17 protein-coding genes are annotated in these 16,006 nt (G+C 65.8%); 6 read left to right on the forward strand and 11 right to left on the reverse strand.

The window, feature by feature from the left end; all coding sequences use genetic code 11:
* The first annotated feature begins 111 nt into the window (after positions 1–111).
* From AC3WT0_RS06520 to holA, 4 genes are read left to right on the forward strand one after another with little or no spacing between them, the layout of a single operon-like run.
* Complete coding sequence (locus AC3WT0_RS06520) at positions 112–546, forward strand: DUF3576 domain-containing protein (RefSeq protein WP_492752347.1); 435 nt, start codon at positions 112–114, stop codon at positions 544–546.
* A gap of 16 nt (positions 547–562) precedes the next feature.
* A complete protein-coding gene (leuS, locus tag AC3WT0_RS06525; protein ID WP_492752348.1) occupies positions 563–3,091 on the forward strand; it encodes a leucine--tRNA ligase in 2,529 nt (842 codons plus the stop codon).
* Positions 3,088–3,591, forward strand: coding sequence for an LPS assembly lipoprotein LptE (gene lptE / locus AC3WT0_RS06530; RefSeq protein ID WP_492752349.1), 504 nt, complete (start codon positions 3,088–3,090; stop codon positions 3,589–3,591). The genes leuS and lptE overlap by 4 nt, the downstream gene beginning before the upstream one ends.
* The gene (gene holA, locus AC3WT0_RS06535; RefSeq protein ID WP_492752351.1) at positions 3,588–4,613 is read left to right on the forward strand and encodes a DNA polymerase III subunit delta; all 1,026 of its coding nucleotides are present in this window, start codon (positions 3,588–3,590) and stop codon (positions 4,611–4,613) included. The genes lptE and holA overlap by 4 nt, the downstream gene beginning before the upstream one ends.
* A 32-nt stretch (positions 4,614–4,645) precedes the next feature.
* On the opposite strand, the gene AC3WT0_RS06540 is transcribed toward holA, so the two are convergent.
* Genes AC3WT0_RS06540 through AC3WT0_RS06565 form a run of 6 tightly spaced genes read right to left on the reverse strand, consistent with a single transcriptional unit; the run spans position 4,646 to position 10,393 of the window.
* Complete coding sequence (locus AC3WT0_RS06540) at positions 4,646–5,551, reverse strand: ParB/RepB/Spo0J family partition protein (protein ID WP_492752353.1); 906 nt, start codon at positions 5,549–5,551, stop codon at positions 4,646–4,648.
* On the reverse strand, positions 5,548–6,330 hold the full coding sequence (locus AC3WT0_RS06545; protein WP_492752354.1) for a ParA family protein: 783 nt from the start codon (positions 6,328–6,330) through the stop codon (positions 5,548–5,550). The genes AC3WT0_RS06540 and AC3WT0_RS06545 overlap by 4 nt, the downstream gene beginning before the upstream one ends.
* Positions 6,327–6,962 (reverse strand): 16S rRNA (guanine(527)-N(7))-methyltransferase RsmG, encoded by a 636-nt coding sequence (gene rsmG, locus AC3WT0_RS06550; RefSeq protein ID WP_492752356.1) that lies wholly within the window; start codon positions 6,960–6,962, stop codon positions 6,327–6,329. Before rsmG ends, AC3WT0_RS06545 begins: the two co-directional genes overlap by 4 nt.
* Positions 6,959–8,788 carry a tRNA uridine-5-carboxymethylaminomethyl(34) synthesis enzyme MnmG gene (mnmG, locus tag AC3WT0_RS06555; RefSeq protein ID WP_492752357.1) on the reverse strand — a complete coding sequence of 610 codons (1,830 nt, stop codon included), beginning with the start codon at positions 8,786–8,788 and terminating at the stop codon, positions 6,959–6,961. The genes rsmG and mnmG overlap by 4 nt, the downstream gene beginning before the upstream one ends.
* Before the next feature lie 56 nt (positions 8,789–8,844).
* On the reverse strand, positions 8,845–10,143 hold the full coding sequence (mnmE, locus tag AC3WT0_RS06560; RefSeq protein ID WP_492752358.1) for a tRNA uridine-5-carboxymethylaminomethyl(34) synthesis GTPase MnmE: 1,299 nt from the start codon (positions 10,141–10,143) through the stop codon (positions 8,845–8,847).
* Positions 10,144–10,156: 13 nt separating this feature from the next.
* On the reverse strand, positions 10,157–10,393 hold the full coding sequence (locus tag AC3WT0_RS06565; protein WP_492752359.1) for a DUF6489 family protein: 237 nt from the start codon (positions 10,391–10,393) through the stop codon (positions 10,157–10,159).
* A 50-nt stretch (positions 10,394–10,443) separates the two neighbouring features.
* On the opposite strand from AC3WT0_RS06565, the gene AC3WT0_RS06570 reads away from it, so the two are divergent.
* Positions 10,444–10,923: a methylated-DNA--[protein]-cysteine S-methyltransferase gene (locus AC3WT0_RS06570; protein WP_492752360.1), complete on the forward strand. Its 480-nt coding sequence runs from the start codon at positions 10,444–10,446 to the stop codon at positions 10,921–10,923.
* Entirely contained in the window at positions 10,920–11,618 is a 699-nt protein-coding gene (locus AC3WT0_RS06575) for a dienelactone hydrolase family protein (protein WP_492752361.1), read from the forward strand. The genes AC3WT0_RS06570 and AC3WT0_RS06575 overlap by 4 nt, the downstream gene beginning before the upstream one ends.
* A 16-nt stretch (positions 11,619–11,634) precedes the next feature.
* Here the strand turns inward: AC3WT0_RS06575 and AC3WT0_RS06580 are convergent, their stop codons facing one another.
* The 5 genes from AC3WT0_RS06580 to hemE all read right to left on the reverse strand — a co-directional run bounded on the left by AC3WT0_RS06580 (position 11,635) and on the right by hemE (position 15,729).
* Positions 11,635–12,366: a YjbE family putative metal transport protein gene (locus tag AC3WT0_RS06580; protein ID WP_492752561.1), complete on the reverse strand. Its 732-nt coding sequence runs from the start codon at positions 12,364–12,366 to the stop codon at positions 11,635–11,637.
* An 82-nt stretch (positions 12,367–12,448) separates the two neighbouring features.
* Positions 12,449–13,705 (reverse strand): transcription termination factor Rho, encoded by a 1,257-nt coding sequence (gene rho / locus AC3WT0_RS06585; RefSeq protein ID WP_492752363.1) that lies wholly within the window; start codon positions 13,703–13,705, stop codon positions 12,449–12,451.
* Positions 13,706–13,874: 169 nt separating this feature from the next.
* Complete coding sequence (locus AC3WT0_RS06590) at positions 13,875–14,225, reverse strand: hypothetical protein (protein WP_492752365.1); 351 nt, start codon at positions 14,223–14,225, stop codon at positions 13,875–13,877.
* Positions 14,225–14,677, reverse strand: coding sequence for a CopD family protein (locus tag AC3WT0_RS06595; RefSeq protein ID WP_492752366.1), 453 nt, complete (start codon positions 14,675–14,677; stop codon positions 14,225–14,227). The genes AC3WT0_RS06590 and AC3WT0_RS06595 overlap by 1 nt, the downstream gene beginning before the upstream one ends.
* Positions 14,674–15,729 carry a uroporphyrinogen decarboxylase gene (hemE, locus tag AC3WT0_RS06600; RefSeq protein WP_492752368.1) on the reverse strand — a complete coding sequence of 352 codons (1,056 nt, stop codon included), beginning with the start codon at positions 15,727–15,729 and terminating at the stop codon, positions 14,674–14,676. Before hemE ends, AC3WT0_RS06595 begins: the two co-directional genes overlap by 4 nt.
* Between the last annotated feature and the right edge of the window lie 277 nt (positions 15,730–16,006).

A 16,006-nucleotide genomic window follows, 5' to 3' on the forward strand; every position in this document is an offset into this window, starting at 1 on the left:
AGGGTCCACAATGACGGGCCGGCGCAACCCTCGCGGCAGCGCCTTGCGGGGCCCGCGCGAGAGCCTATAAGCGGCCTTCAACCCTAAGTTTCGCGCGTCCAGAGGAATAGCATGGCCGTCCCTTTCCGTACCATCGGTTTCGCCCTGATCGCCGTCAGCCTCGCCGGCTGCGGACACAAGGAACGGCCCAAGGCTGATCTCGCCGCCGCGCGCATCACGCAGATCGGCGTCAATTCCTATCTGTGGCGCGCTTCGCTCGACACGCTGTCGTTCATGCCGCTCGTCCAGACGGACTCGAACGGCGGCGTGATCGTGACTGACTGGTATATCAACCCCAACACGCCGACCGAGCGGATGAAGGTCACGGTGACCATCCTCGACCAGGATCTGCGCGCCGACGCGGTCAAGGTCGCGGCGCTCCGCCAGGTGCTCCAGAACGGCCAGTGGGTCGATGCGCCGGTTCAGGCCGCGACGGTGCAGAAGCTGGAGAACATCATCCTCACCCGCGCCCGCGACCTGCGGCGCAATTCCATCACCAAGGGCTGAGGGAGCGGCCCCGGCGATGGCATCGCGCTTCAATCCGCGCAGCGCCGACGCGCGCTGGCAAAAGGCGTGGGAAGACGGCCAGACCTTCCGCGCGGACGACGATTCGAACAAGCCGCGCAGCTATGTGCTTGAGATGTTCCCCTATCCGTCGGGGCGCATCCATATGGGCCACGTCCGCAACTATACGATGGGCGACGTTATCGCGCGCTATCGGCGGATGACGGGGCACGAAGTGCTCCACCCGATGGGCTGGGACGCCTTTGGCATGCCCGCCGAAAATGCGGCGATGGAAAAGAAGGTCCATCCCGGCGAATGGACGCGCGCCAATATCGCGACGATGCGCGCGCAGCTGAAATCGCTGGGCTTCGCGCTCGACTGGAGCCGCGAGCTGGCGACCTGCGAGCCGGACTATTACGGCCACGAACAGGCGCTGTTTCTCGATCTCTACGCAGCCGGCCTCGTCTATCGCAAAGAATCGGCGGTCAACTGGGATCCGGTCGACATGACCGTGCTTGCCAATGAGCAGGTGATCGACGGGCGCGGCTGGCGATCGGGCGCGCTGGTCGAGCGGCGCAAGCTCAGCCAGTGGTTCCTGAAGATCACCGACTTCGCCGAGGATCTGCTGGGCGGGCTCAAGACGCTCGAACATTGGCCCGACAAGGTCCGGCTGATGCAGGAAAACTGGATCGGCAAGAGCGAAGGCCTGCAGTTCGACTGGTCGCTGTCGGACGGCGGGGCGCTGACCGTCTACACCACACGGCCCGACACGATCTTCGGCGCTAGCTTCATCGCGGTCGCCGCCGATCATCCGATCGCGCAGCAGCTGGGCGCGGTCGACTCTGAAGTCGCGGCCTTCATCGATCAGTGCAAGGCCGGCGGCACCAGCGCAGCGGAAATCGAGACGCAGGAAAAGCTCGGCTGGAACACCGGGTTCACCGCGACGCATCCCTTTGACCCCAACTGGCAGATCCCGGTCTACATCGCCAATTTCGTGCTGATGGACTATGGCACCGGCGCGGTTTTCGGCGTGCCCGCGCACGACCAGCGCGATTTCGAGTTCGCGACCAAATATCAGCTGCCGATCCGTCGCGTCGTTTCCGAAGGCGACAAGACGGCGCCCGCGTTCGACGGCAGCGAGGCCTATACCGGCCCCGGAACGCTGGTGAACTCGCATTTCCTCGACGGGATGGACGTTGCCGACGCCAAGCGCGAGGTCATCCGCCGCGCCGAGGATGGCGGCTGGGGCAAAGGGCAGACCGTGTGGCGGCTGCGCGACTGGGGCGTTTCGCGCCAGCGCTACTGGGGCACGCCGATCCCGATCATCCATTGCGAGGCGTGCGGCCCCGTGCCGGTGCCCAAGGACCAGCTGCCCGTCACGCTGCCGGAGGATGTCAGCTTCGACGTGCCCGGCAATCCGCTCGATCGCCATCCGACCTGGAAGCATGTCGACTGTCCCTCGTGCGGCGGCCCCGCGCGGCGCGAGACCGACACGCTCGACACTTTTGTCGATTCATCCTGGTATTTCATCCGCTTCGCCAGCCAGCCCAAGGACAAGCCGTTCGACCGGGCGGTTGCCGAGCGCTGGCTGCCGGTCGGCCAGTATATCGGCGGGGTCGAGCATGCGATCCTGCACCTGCTCTATGCCCGCTTCTGGACGCGCGCGCTTCAGCACATCGGGCGTCTTGACGTCAAAGAGCCCTTCGCCAGCCTGTTCACGCAGGGAATGGTGACGCACGAGACATATTCGCTCCTCGTCCACGAGGAACAGGGCGATCGCGTCCACTGGCTGTCGCCCGAGGAACTTGAATGGCGCGAGGGCAAGCCCTTCGTCGCCGACACCGGCCGGCCTGCGACCGTCGGCCGCGTCGAGAAGATGTCCAAGTCGAAGAAGAATGTCGTCGATCCGGCGCCCATTCTCGATCGCTACGGCGCCGACGCGGTGCGCTGGTTCATGCTGTCGGACAGTCCGCCGGAACGCGACCTCGAATGGTCCGAAGCCGGGATCGAAGGCGCCTGGCGCTTTATCCAGCGCGTCTGGCGGCTGGTCGATACGCTCGAACCCGCCGAGGGCGCCGATGCCGCGCTCGACCGCAAGCTGCACCGCACGGTTGCCGGTATCGCCGACGATATTGAGGCCCTGTCATTCAATAAGGCCGTCGCCAAGCTCTACGAACTGGTTGCCGCAATCGAGAAAGCTGCGCCCAGCGCGTCACGCGGTGTAGCAATCCGCGCACTTGTCCGCCTCGTCGCACCGATGGCGCCGCATCTGGCGGAAGAAGCCTGGGCCGCGCTCGGCGAAGCCGGCATGGTCGCCGACGCATCCTGGCCAGAGGTCGATCCGGCGTTGCTCGTCGACGATGAAGTGACGATCGCGGTGCAGGTCAACGGCAAGCTGCGCGATACGCTGACCGTCGCCAAGGGCAGCCCACGCGAAACGATCGAGGCGCTGGCGCTGGCATCGGAAAATGTCGTCCGCATCCTCGACGGCAAACCGCCCCGGAAGGTGATCGTCGTCCCCGACCGGCTGGTAAACCTCGTCGCATGAGGCGCGCGATCGCCCTTGCCGCGGCCACGGCGCTGATCGCGCTGACCGGAGGCTGCGGCCTTCGCCCCCTCTATCAGGGCGGCGGCAACGGTGTGGTGGCGCGCGAGCTGGGCGGCGTCGCGGTCGCGCCTATCGACGGCAAGGCGGGCTGGCTCGTCAGCCACGCCGTCGCCGACCGGCTCGGCGAGCCCTCGGACAAGCCGCGCTACCGGCTCGAGATCGAGCTGGACGACCAGATCAGCGGCTTCGGCGTGCGAACCGACGATGCGATCACGCGCGAACGGCGGACGCTGCGCGCGCGCTATCGGCTGGTCGATGCCGACGCCGGCACCGTATTGCTCGATACGACCGCGAGCGCCGACGCCGGCATCGACGTGGTCAACTCGGGCTATGCGACGATCGCGGCCGAAAGTACCGCGCTCGAAAACCTGACCCAGATCATCGCCGACCAGATCGTCGCGCGCGTCGCGCTCTACGCCTCGCGCACGCAGGAAAAATGAAGGCCAGTCGCGGGCAGATCGAGCGTGCGCTCGACAAGCCCGGCGGCGACGTCCGCCTCTTTCTGCTCCACGGCCCCGATGAATCGGGATCGGCGGCGCTTGCCGACAGGCTCTCCCGCGCGATGGGCACCGACGCCGAGAAGGTAGAGATCGACGGCGCGACGCTGGCTTCGGATCCCGCGCGCCTCCCGGACGAAGCGGCGTCGATATCGCTCTTCGGCGGCCCGCGCTTCATCCGTCTGCGCCTGACGGCCGACGAAGCGACCGACGCGGTTGCCGCGCTTCTCGAAGCCGAGGCGGCCGGCAATCCGGTCGTCGCCGTTGCCGGCGCGCTCAAACCCGCCTCGCGACTCCTGAAGCTCGCGCTGGCTGACCCGGCCGTCCTCTGCTTCGCCAGCTATGCGCCCGAGGGCGAGGACGCCAACCGCCTTGCCATGGCGATCGGCCGCGACCTCGGCCTGCGCATCGCGCCCGATATCGCCCGGCGGCTCGTCGATGCAACCGGGGGCGATCGTGCCGTGCTGACGCGCGAGATCGAGAAGCTGGCGCTGTTCCTCGACGCCGCCCCCGAACGCCCCGGCGAGGCGAGCCATGAGGCGCTTGACCGGATCGGCGCCGATATGGGCGAGGTCGATCTTTCCGATCTTGTCGATGCCGTGCTGTCGGGCCAACCCGCCGAAGCCGCGCGCGAGATCGAGCGGCTCGACGCGGCGGGCGCGCTCAATCCGCAGACGCTGCGCGCCTTCCAGCGCCGCCTGTCGCTGCTGATCCAGCTTCGCGGCGTGATCGACGCCGGGGCAACCGCGGAAGACGCCATGGCGTCAGCTGGCAAGGCCGTGTTCTGGAAGGAAAAGCCCGCCGTCGCGCGCCAGCTTCGCCTGTGGGATTCGGCGCGCCTTGCGCGGCTCAACAGCCGGCTGCTCGATGCCGACCGCCAGCTCAAGTCGAGCCAGTCCGCCGGATCGATCCTTGCGGCAGCCGAACTGATCGCGGTCAGCCGCGCCGCCGCACGCGCACGCTGAATCGCCTGACGGGCAGCGGCAAAGGCGAGCTTCTAAATCTTCTCGCCGGTCAGGCGCTGGCAGATCAGATCGAGCTGATCGAGCGTCGCATAGGCGATACTCACCGTGCCCGAAGTCCCCGCATGGCTGATCTTGACCTTAAGGCCGAGCAGATCGGCGAGCTGCCGCTCGAGCGCGGCGACATCGGCATCGCCTTCCGCCGCCAGCTGCGGGCGCCGGGCCTTGGCCGGTTCCTTCGCGGCGCGCGCGAGCTTCTCGGTCTCGCGCACCGACAGGCCGCGCGCCACCACTTCGCGCGCCAGCGATTCGGGATTGCTCGCAGTCACCAGCGCGCGCGCGTGGCCCATGTCAATCTGCCCGTCGGCGACCAGCAATTGCACCGGCGCTGGCAGATCGAGCAGCCGCATCAGATTGGCGATGTGGCTGCGCGATTTGTGGACCAGCCGCCCCAGCGCCTCCTGGCTGTGGCCGAACCGGTCGATCAGCTTGCGATAGGCCGCCGCCTCTTCGATCGCATTCAGATCCTCACGCTGGATATTCTCGACCAGCGCGATTTCCAGCGTTTCCGCTTCGTCAAAATCTTTAACGATTACAGGAACTTCGTGCAAACCTGCCCGCTGCGCCGCGCGCCAGCGGCGTTCGCCCGCGACGATCTGGAATCCGCCGCTCCACGGGCGCACGACGATCGGCTGGATCACGCCGCGCGCCGCGATCGACTTGGCAAGTTCGTCGAGCGCGTCTTCGTCGAAATGGCGGCGCGGCTGTTCGGGATGCGGCGCGATCGCGGCGACCGAAACCGTGCGCACGCCTGCCGAGCGCGCCTCGCCCGAGGCGATCGGTTCCTCGCGCGCCATCTCGCCGAGCAGCGACGACAGGCCGCGCCCCAACCCGCTCGGACGCTTCTTCGATGGGGCAGGCGGGGTTCCGGTGTCGCTCATGCTGCCTTCTTCATTTTCTGGATGCGGCCGATGACTTCGCGGGCAAGCGCCATATAGGCCTCCGACCCGGCGCAGCGATGATCGTAGATCAGCGCGGGCAGACCATAGCTCGGCGCTTCCGACAGACGCACATTGCGCGGGATGACCGTATCGAACACCACACCACCGAGCACGGCGCGGACATCCTGCGCCACCTGCTCGGTCAGGTTGTTGCGCCGATCATACATGGTGAGCGCGACGCCGAGCATCGCAAGCGACGGGTTGAAGCGCGATTTGATCCTGTCGATCGTCTGGAGAAGCTGGCTGAGCCCCTCGAGCGCGAAAAACTCGCACTGGAGCGGCACGAACAGCGAGTGCGCGGCGACCATTGCGTTGACGGTGAGCACGCCCAACGACGGAGGGCAGTCGATCAGGCAGATGTCCCATCGCCCGGCGGAGGCCGCCGAAAGCTTGTCGGCCAGGCGATGCGTACGATCTTGATATTCGATCAACTCGATCTCGGCACCCGAAAGGTCGACCGTCGCGGTCACGATATCGAGGCGCGGCACTTTGGTGGCGATCGCGGCTTCGGCAATCGTGCAATCGCCCGTGACCACTTCATAACTCGACCGCTCGCGGTCCGACGGCGGAATACCCAGCCCCGTGGAGCAGTTGCCCTGCGGATCGAGATCGACGAGCAGCACTTTCCAGCCGGTCGCGGCCAGCGCGGTGGCGAGGTTGATGGCAGAGGTTGTCTTGCCGACCCCACCCTTCTGGTTCGCCACGGCAATGCAGATCATCGCGCTTTCCTCCGCCGCCCTACGCCACGCGCCACGACGATCGCCGCATCGGGATCGCTCACGCTTCGCTCCACGTGGAACGCACCTTGCCATGTCCGGCGCGCGCTTTCCAGTTCGTCGGTCGCACTTTTCCCTTTTGGCAGCACCCAGATTGCTCCGGGCACCGTGCGCTCCACGGTCGTTGTGAAGATCGTGTCGAGCGATGCGAACGCGCGTGCGGTGATATTGGCTGGCGCGACAGGAAGTATGGCGGTTTCGATCTTGCCGAGGATTACATTAGCCCGCGTTTCAAGGCCGAGGGCTGCAACCGCGCGATCAAGGAAGGCGACGCGGAGCCTGCGGGGTTCGACCAGCATTGTTTCGGCGCCGGTGAGCAAGGCGATGACGATCCCGGGCAAGCCGGGGCCGGATCCGATATCAAGCCAGGGCTTCTCGGGCTGGTCGCTCAGATAGACGAGCTGCGCGGAATCGATGATATGCCGGGCCCAGATGTGGTCGATCGTCGACCGAGCGACGAGGTTTTGGCGCTCGTTTTCGGCGATGAGGAGATCGACGAAGGCAGCGATCGCATCGATTGTTCCACGTGGAACATCATGCCGCGCCAGCCAGTCCCGCGCCTCCTCCTCGGTCATGCGGCGCGCCGGCGCGTCTGGACAAGGATAGCGGCAAGCGCGGCCGGGGTGATCCCGCGAATCCGCTCGGCCTGCTCGATCGTCTCGGGTCGCGCGGCCTCAAGGCGTTCGATCATCTCATTGGAAAGCCCCGCGATCTGACGGTAATCCACCTCGGCAAGACCGACATTGGCCGATCGCGCCAGCCCTGCGATCTCGGCCGCCTGGCGCGCGACATAAGGCGCGTAGCGTGCGTCTTCGATCAGCTCGGCCAGTTCCTCGCGAGGCAGCGCGGTCAGCCGCGGATCCCCCGCAACGAGCCGGTCTGCGCCGACGCCCTGCGCCAGCCAGTCGCCGAGCTTGCGCACCATATTGCCCTGCCCCTCGCTATCGACCAGCTTCGCGGGCACGGGGCGATCGAGCGCTTTGCGGGCCCCAGATAGACGCGCTTCGCGCGCCTCGTACCAGTCCCGCCGTGCGTCCCCGATGCAGCCGATCGCGATCGCCTCCCCCGTCAGCCGCGCGGTCGCATTGTCGGCACGTAGGCGCAGACGATATTCAGCCCGCGCCGTCAGCATGCGATAGGGCTCGGTTACGCCCTGCAGCGTAAGATCGTCGACCATTACGCCGATATAGCTGTTCGAACGCTCGAAGTGCACGGGGCCGCGGCCAAGCGCGTGCGCGGCAGCGTTAAGCCCCGCCACCAGTCCCTGTGCGGCCGCCTCCTCATAGCCGGTGGTGCCGTTGATCTGGCCCGCGCAGAACAGCCCGTCCACGCTGCGCGCGCCGAGCCCCTTGTTAAGCGCGCGAGGATCGACATGATCATATTCCACCGCATAACCTGGCCGGATGACCTCGACCTGCTCCAGACCTTCGACCGAGCGCAGAAACGCTAGCTGAACATCAGCCGGCAGCGATGTCGATACGCCGTTGGGATAGATGAAATGGCTATCCAGCCCCTCCGGCTCGAGGAAAATCTGGTGCCCGTCGCGATCGCCGAAACGGTGGATCTTGTCCTCGATCGACGGGCAGTAGCGCGGTCCCTGCCCCTGAATGGCGCCGCCGAACAGCGGCGATCGATCGAGCGAAGTACGAATGATATCGTGCGTCCGCTGGTTGGTCCGCGCGATCGCGCAAAACAACTGCGGCAAGGCACGCCCGTCGCTCATCGTCGACATCGTCCACAGGTCGCCGTCCGACTCTTGTCGCGCCAGACGACTCCAGTCGATCGTGCGACCATCGAGTCGTGGGGGCGTTCCGGTTTTGAGGCGCGTGATCGGCAAGCCCAGCGCGCGAATCTGTTCGCCCAGCCGGGTCGCGGCGCGCTCGCCAACGCGCCCACCGGTCTCGACTGCTTCGCCGCAGAACATCTTCGCGTTGAGGAACGTCCCCGTCGCAAGCACGACCGCGCGCGCGCCGAAGCTCCGTCCATCAGCAAGATCGATGCCGGCGACCGCCCCTCCTTCCATGGTCAGCGCGACGGACTCACCCTCGACGATCGTCAAGCCTGGCTGCTCGGCGAGTAGATCGTGGATCGCTGCCTTGAAACGCGCGCGATCGGCCTGGACGCGCGGCCCCTGCACCGCGGCGCCCTTGCTTGCATTAAGCATCCGGTGATGGATCGCAGCCCGATCGGCGGCGCGCGCGATGATCCCGTCGAACGCATCGACCTCGCGCACGAGGTGGCCCTTCCCGAGGCCGCCGATCGCGGGGTTGCATGACATCGCGCCGATCGTGTCGATTTCGAAGCTGACCAGCGCCACACGCGCGCCCATGCGCGCCGCCGCATGCGCGGCTTCGCAGCCGGCATGGCCGCCGCCCACTATGATCACATCGAAATCCTGCATGCGCCGCTCCTACATGGTTCGGGCGACGCTTTCAAAATGTTCCACGTGGAACGCGCCTATTTGCCGATGCAGAAGGCCCCGAACAGTGCGTCGAGCATGTCTTCGGTCCCCGCGCGCCCGGTAAGCGCATCGAAGCGCGCGCGCGCCAGACGCATATGCTCCGCTCGAATCAGATCGTCGCCAACTGAGTCAGCGGCCCGCAGATGCGTGGCGACCGCCGATACCGCGTCACGCTGACGCCGGTTGAGCAAGGTCTCGTCATCCCGCGGCATGAGCGCCCGCGACATCGCGCCGATTCGCGCGATCAGCTCCGCCACACCCTCACCCGTAACGGCGGAGAGCGCCAGATCGACATGCCCCGGCTTCACGCCGCGTCCGGGCAAGTCGGATCGCGCGCGGATGTGGAGCACATGCTCGTCATCGCGCGGCGGCGGATCATCGCCCAGCCACAAAACAATGTCGGCGCCGACGAGCGCCGCCGTCGCACGATCGATGCCGATCCGCTCGATCGGATCGTCGCTCTCGTCACGCAACCCCGCCGTGTCGGTGAAGCGATAGGCAATCCCGTCGATAATCGCCGGAATCTCGATCAGGTCGCGCGTCGTCCCGGCAATGTCCGAGACGATCGCGGCCTCGCGCTCGACGAGCCGGTTGAGCAACGTCGACTTGCCGGCATTGGGCGGCCCGCCGATCACGACATGCACGCCCTGCCGCAGCGGCTCCGCCGGCGGGCGCGACAACATCAACGACAGCTCGCTTTCGAGCGCGGCCATCATCGCTCGCACCTCGACATCGATGTCGACCGTCGCGACATCGTCCTCATCGGCAAAATCGAGGCGCGATTCGATCAGGGCCCCGATCACCAATATGCGCTGCTGCCACTCATTGATCCGCGCGCTCAGACCGCCCTGCGCCACTGCCATTGCATGGCGTCGCTGCGCCTCGGTCTCGGCCTGGAGCAGGTCGCCAAGCCCTTCGACTTCCAGCAAATCCATCTTGCCGTTCTCGAATGCACGCCACGTGAACTCCCCGGCGCGCGCCGCGACCAAGCCCGGCAACGCGGCCAGCGTCTGCTCGACCGCCGCGACCACCGCCCGACCGCCATGGACGTGTATCTCGAGCAAATCCTCGCCCGTCACCGATCGCGGCCCGGGAAAGTAGATCAGCAGCGCGCGATCGATCTCTACGCCGCTCGCCGGATCACCGATCGCCCGCAGGGCCGCGCGGCGGGGCGGCGGACAATCGCCCGCCAGCGCGATGGCGGCATCGCGCGCACCCGGGCCACTCACGCGGATAACGCCGATCGCGCTCGGCCCGGCCCCGCTCGACAGCGCGAAGATCGTCGATCCGCTCATCCGCCCGCGCGGCTCAGCTCTTGGTCGATCCGCCGATCCGCTCGAACATCTGCGTCCACAGCTTGAACCCCGCCTCGCCCATCGGCGCCCAGCTCTTCATCATCGTCTCGAGCAGTTCGGGGGTCGGGCCCTTCTCCATCGTCTCGAGCATCTTCGCGGTATAGGCATCGTGCACCACCGTCAGGTCGGGCAGCCCAAGGAACCGCCGCGCCTCCTCGGGCGTGCAATCCACCTCGACATTCATCTTCATCGCACATCCTCCCGCTTGAGCGCTCCGCCCCTGCCCCTTAATGCATTGTCATGGCTTATGCGCCGACCCTCGCCCTGATCGCAACGCCCATCGGCATGGTGGCGATCGAAGGCGATGACGATGCGCTTGCCACGATCCGGATCATCCCCCAACGCGACGAGGAGCGACCAGGCGTAGGCCTTGCCGTGCGGGAGGCCGCACGCCAGCTGCGCGCCTATTTCACCGAATCGCGTTTCGCTTTCGATCTGCCCCTCGCACCCGCCGCGACCGTGCGCGGGCAGGCGCTGCGCGAGGCGATCATCGCAGTCCCGCCGGGCGAGACGCGCACCTATGGCGAGCTTTCGGCGCTCGCGTCCTCCTCCCCACGTGCAGTGGGGCAGGCCTGCGCACGCAATCCCTTCCCCATCCTCGTCCCCTGCCACCGGGTCCTTGCCGGCGGCGGACGCCTCGGCGCCTATTCGGCGGGCGCCGGTCCGATCACCAAATCCTGGCTCCTCACCCATGAAGGTATGAAAGGCTCGCTGCTATGACCGGTTACCTCCAGATCGACACGCTCGCGCACGACAAGAAATTCTGCGCCTATGTCGCGGAACCTGCGGGAACGCCGAAAGCCGCGATCATCGTCATCCAGGAAATCTTCGGGGTGAACCCGGGCATCCGCAAGAAGTGCGACGAATGGGCCGCCAAGGGCTATCTCGCGGTGGCGCCTGATCTCTTCTGGCGGATCGAACAGCAGATCGAGCTCGATGCCGATATTCCCGCCGAAATGGAACGCGCGCTGAGCCTCATCGGCCAGTTCGATCAGGACAAGGGCATTTCGGATATCGAGGCGACGATCCACTGGGCGCGCGCCAGGATCGGCGGCGGCAAGGTCGGCGCGGTCGGCTACTGCATCGGCGGGCGCCTTGCCTATATGACGGCCGCACGCACCGATATCGACGCCACTGTCGGCTATTATGGCGTGGGGATCGACGGCCTGCTGGGCGAGAAGCATGCGATCGCCCGCCCGCTTCTGCTCCACATCCCGACCAACGACCATTTCGTCTCGGCCGAGACGCAGAAGGCGATGCACGAGGGGCTCGACGACCATCCCAAGGTCACGCTGATCGACTATCCCGGCCTCGACCACGGCTTCGCCGCCGAAATGGGCCTGCGTCGCGTCGAAGCCGCCGCCGAACGCGCCGATGCCGCGACCGAAGCCTTCTTCGTCAAAAGTCTGGGCTGATAATCCCGGGCCCGAATCAGCCAGCAATCGCCTGGGCGAGGGGGTGCACATCGTGCATCCCCTCCCAGATCATCTTGCCCGCGACATAGAGGATGATGATCAGGCCGATCCACGCGATCCAGCGATAGCGCTCGATATATTTGGCGATCACGTTCGCCGCGACCCCCATCAGCGCGACCGAGAGGATCAGGCCGATGACCATGATGCCGGGATGCTCGCGCGCCGCGCCCGCGACCGCGAGGACATTGTCGAGGCTCATCGACACGTCGGCGACCGCAACCGCCCATGCCGCCGAGACGAAGCTTTTCGAAGGCCTTATGCCGGCGTCCTCGTCGCCATGTACTTCCGGCGAGCCGCCGACGCCATCCCTGGGCTGAAGCTCGCGATACATTTTCCAAGCGACCCACAGCAGCAGCAGCCCGCCGGCGAGCACCAGTCCATATTGCTTGAAGCGTTCGAGGCCGTAGAGGATCGCGATCGCGAAGATGATGCGCAGGACGAGCGCGGCGATGATGCCGATCGCGATGACCTGCTTGCGCTGCTGGGCCGGCAGCCCCGCCGCCAGCGCGCCGACGATGATCGCATTGTCCCCCGCCAGCGCGACGTCGAGCAGGACGACGGTGGCGAAGGCGGTCAGCGCCGACGCCGTCCCGATATTCGCGAAATCGGATACGATGTGCGACCACAGCCAGCCGAGCGACATCGGCTCGGCCGCAGCAGACGCGCTGCTCGCGATCAGTGCAATCAGGCTCAAGCGGCCAGCTCCCCGTCAGCTTCGATCCCGTGGATCCTAAGGCCGAACGCCCCGCGAGGCGAGGCGCTCCCCGGCCTTACTGATTCATCGAGTCGAAGAAATCCTCGTTGGTCTTCGAGTCCTTCATCTTGTCGAGCAGGAACTCCATCGCATCGATGGTGCCCATCTGCATGAGGATGCGGCGAAGCACCCACATCTTGCTGAGCTTGCCCTTGTCGACCAGCAGCTCTTCCTTGCGCGTGCCGGACTTGCCGACATCCATCGCCGGGAAGATGCGCTTGTCGGCCACCTTGCGATCGAGGACGATTTCCGAGTTGCCGGTACCCTTGAACTCTTCGAAGATGACTTCGTCCATGCGGCTGCCGGTATCGATCAGCGCGGTCGCGATGATCGACAGCGAACCGCCTTCCTCGATGTTGCGCGCGGCGCCGAAGAAACGTTTCGGGCGCTGCAGCGCGTTGGCGTCGACGCCGCCGGTCAGCACCTTGCCCGACGACGGAACGACGGTGTTGTAGGCGCGGCCGAGGCGGGTGATCGAGTCGAGCAGGATGACGACATCCTTCTTGTGCTCGACGAGACGCTTGGCCTTCTCGATCACCATTTCGGCGACCTGCACATGGCGCTGCGCAGGCTCGTCGAAGGTCGAGCTGATCACTTCGCCCTTCACCGAACGCTGCATGTCAGTGACTTCCTCGGGCCGCTCGTCGATGAGCAGCACGATCAGGAAGACCTCGGGGTGATTGTCGGTGATCGCCTTGGCGATGTTCTGGAGCAGAACCGTCTTGCCGACGCGCGGCGGCGCGACGATCAGCGCGCGCTGGCCCTTGCCCTGCGGCGAGACGATATCGATCACGCGCGCTGACTTGTCCTTCACCGTCGGATCGGCGGGGTCGAGCGTCAGCTTCTCATTGGGATAGAGCGGCGTCAGATTGTCGAAATTGACGCGGTGACGCACGGCGTCGGGATCGTCGAAATTGACCGAGACGAGCTTGGTCAGCGCGAAATAGCGCTCGCCATCCTTGGGCGCGCGGATTTCACCTTCCACCGTGTCGCCGGTGCGCAGGCCGAATTTGCGGACCTGGTTGGGCGAGACATAGATATCGTCGGGGCCGGCCAGATAATTGGCCTCGGGGCTGCGCAGGAAGCCGAAGCCGTCCGGCAGGACTTCGATCGTCCCCTCGCCGGTGATCTGTGCGCCGCTTTCCGCCTCGGTCTTGAGGATGGCGAACATCAGATCCTGCTTGCGCAGCGTCGAAGCGCCCTCGACACCCAGCTCTTCGGCCATGCTGACCAGCTCGGCGGGGGCTTTCTTCTTGAGTTCCTTCAAATGCATTTCGGGTTTCCGTGGAGGCGCGAAAGAATATTTCTTCGCGTTGAGGTATGTGGAGACCGGCGCGGGCAGGACTGCCGCGCTCTTGGTCGATTCGGTTAGGCGGCGGCTCGAATCAAGTCAAGCGAGCGCCGCACGGTTCGGCCGATTTTACCGCTGGGTTTAGCCGGGCCTATTTCGCCGGCTTTGCGGGGTCCGCAGCCTTCATTTCCTCGCCCAGCCCCTGCATCGCCTTGCCATAGCCGATCATTTCCTGGCTGCAGCGCTGCCCTTCGGTGGTGGCAAGCTCCTTGTTCATGGCAGCCACCTCGCGCTTCACTGCCGCGTTGATTTCCTCGGCAGAAAGGCGCGCGCTCAGCCGGCCATACCAGATCAGCGTACCAAACATGCCGCCCTGTTTGGCCTGCGGATCGGTCGCGCTGCCGGCCACTGCAGACATCAAGACCAGGCAGCGCACATCTTGTTCGGCTGTCGGCTGGGGCACGGCCGCGGCCGCAGCGGCAAGAAAAACGGACATCAACATCAGAACGGCCTCACGACGACGAGGATGACGATGATCGCCGTCGCAATGCCGGGAATCTCGTTCATGATCCTGAGTGTCGTCCCGCTCTTGCGTCGCTCGCCGCGCGCCAGCGCCTTGCCGTAGGATACGACCCAGCCGTGGAAAGCGGAAAGCAGCAGCACGACGAGCAGCTTGGCGTGAAACCAGCCTTCGCTGAACGCGCCGATGTTGAATGCCAGCGCCAACCCCAGCACCCAGACGAGGATCATAGACGGCGAGATGATGATCGTGCGCAGCCTTCGCTCGCGCTCGATCCACTTCTTATCCTCGGCCGATCCTGCCGCCGCTTCCTGATGGTAGATATAGAAGCGCGGCAGCATGAACAGGCCGGCGATCCAGAAAATTACGAAAATGACGTGCGCGGCCTTCACCCACAAATAGGCATTGCCGAGAAAGCCGACCAGACCGCTCATTTCCTCTGCCCCCGCACCCGCGCCAGCAGCGCCTCGACATGCGCGATCGGCGTGTCGGGCTGAATCCCGTGGCCCAGATTGAAGATATGGGGCCGCGCGTCGAAAGCCGCAAGGATGCGATCGATCGCCTGATCCAGCGCCTCGCCGCCGGCGATCAGCGCAAGCGGATCGAGATTGCCCTGCACCGGCAGCCCTGAGGGTAGGACGGCATTAGCCCAGACGGGATCGACCGTTTCGTCGAGCCCGATCACATCGACCTCCGTTTCTCGCGCATAGGCGGCCAGCTTGCCGCCGGCGCCCTTGGGAAATCCGATCACCGGTACGCCCGGCCGTGCCTTGCGCAGCCGCGCGACCAGCCGTGCCGTCGGCGCGATCACCCAGGCTTCGAATTGCGCGGGCGAAAGGCTTCCCGCCCAGCTGTCGAAAAGCTGGACGGCGTCGACGCCCGCGTCTATCTGCCCCACCAGATAATCGAAACTCGCATTCTCGATCGCGCCGATCAGCGCGTCGAAGGCCGCGGGATCGCGATAGGCAAGCCGCCGCGCCGCCGCCTGCTCCTTCGATCCCTCGCCCGCGACCATGTAAGTCGCAACCGTCCAGGGCGACCCTGCGAAGCCGAGGAAAGTCGTCTCGGCAGGCAATGCCGCTGCTACGCGGCGCACGGTCTCATAGACCGGGTCGAGCTTCTCGGGCGCCCGTTCCAACCCTTGGAGCATGCCGTCCACCAGCGCGGGCGTCAGGCGTGGTCCCTCGCCAGCCTCGAAAGTCAATTTCTGACCCAGCGCATGGGGAATGACGAGAATGTCGGAAAACAGGATCGCGCCGTCGAATCCGAAGCGGCGGATCGGCTGCAGCGTCACTTCGGCTGCGACCTCGCTGTCGTTGACCAGTTCGAGAAATCCGCCCTTGCCGGCGCGCAGAGCGCGATATTCGGGCAGATAGCGCCCGGCCTGGCGCATGAGCCAGACGGGGGGGATCGCCCGGCGCTCGCCGCGAAGCACGCCGATCAGCGGTCGATCGACGATCGCTTCGGCCGGGGGAGCGAGTCCCATAAACATCCCTTTATATGAATCTATAAATGAAGTTGTTGATTGGTGGCTTGGGCACGGGGCTTAAGCGCTTCGCCCGATCTTGCCAACAGATTGACTCTGCCCGGCCCGCGCACGGCCGATGAGTCGGATCGCTTCTCCCCGACTCTCCACATCTGTGGATAGAGTCGTGCGACTGTGAACAAGCCTGTGCGATCGCCGCGCGAAATGTGGATTGAATCGCGCACTTGCTCCTCCCCGCATCGATCCGCTAGCCCGGTCACAGGCTTTTCCACAGGGA

The organism is Sphingomonas sp. EU05-FHT14C10 (genome assembly GCF_058790595.1).

Coding starts and splice junctions, on each gene's coding strand:
- AC3WT0_RS06520 (WP_492752347.1), top strand. CDS start 112: ATGGCCGTCCCTTTCCGTACCATCGGTTTCGCCCTGATCGCCGTCAGC.
- leuS (WP_492752348.1), top strand. CDS start 563: ATGGCATCGCGCTTCAATCCGCGCAGCGCCGACGCGCGCTGGCAAAAG.
- lptE (WP_492752349.1), top strand. CDS start 3,088: ATGAGGCGCGCGATCGCCCTTGCCGCGGCCACGGCGCTGATCGCGCTG.
- holA (WP_492752351.1), top strand. CDS start 3,588: ATGAAGGCCAGTCGCGGGCAGATCGAGCGTGCGCTCGACAAGCCCGGC.
- AC3WT0_RS06540 (WP_492752353.1), bottom strand. CDS start 5,551: ATGAGCGACACCGGAACCCCGCCTGCCCCATCGAAGAAGCGTCCGAGC.
- AC3WT0_RS06545 (WP_492752354.1), bottom strand. CDS start 6,330: ATGATCTGCATTGCCGTGGCGAACCAGAAGGGTGGGGTCGGCAAGACA.
- rsmG (WP_492752356.1), bottom strand. CDS start 6,962: ATGACCGAGGAGGAGGCGCGGGACTGGCTGGCGCGGCATGATGTTCCA.
- mnmG (WP_492752357.1), bottom strand. CDS start 8,788: ATGCAGGATTTCGATGTGATCATAGTGGGCGGCGGCCATGCCGGCTGC.
- mnmE (WP_492752358.1), bottom strand. CDS start 10,143: ATGAGCGGATCGACGATCTTCGCGCTGTCGAGCGGGGCCGGGCCGAGC.
- AC3WT0_RS06565 (WP_492752359.1), bottom strand. CDS start 10,393: ATGAAGATGAATGTCGAGGTGGATTGCACGCCCGAGGAGGCGCGGCGG.
- AC3WT0_RS06570 (WP_492752360.1), top strand. CDS start 10,444: ATGGCTTATGCGCCGACCCTCGCCCTGATCGCAACGCCCATCGGCATG.
- AC3WT0_RS06575 (WP_492752361.1), top strand. CDS start 10,920: ATGACCGGTTACCTCCAGATCGACACGCTCGCGCACGACAAGAAATTC.
- rho (WP_492752363.1), bottom strand. CDS start 13,705: ATGCATTTGAAGGAACTCAAGAAGAAAGCCCCCGCCGAGCTGGTCAGC.
- AC3WT0_RS06590 (WP_492752365.1), bottom strand. CDS start 14,225: ATGTTGATGTCCGTTTTTCTTGCCGCTGCGGCCGCGGCCGTGCCCCAG.
- AC3WT0_RS06595 (WP_492752366.1), bottom strand. CDS start 14,677: ATGAGCGGTCTGGTCGGCTTTCTCGGCAATGCCTATTTGTGGGTGAAG.
- hemE (WP_492752368.1), bottom strand. CDS start 15,729: ATGGGACTCGCTCCCCCGGCCGAAGCGATCGTCGATCGACCGCTGATC.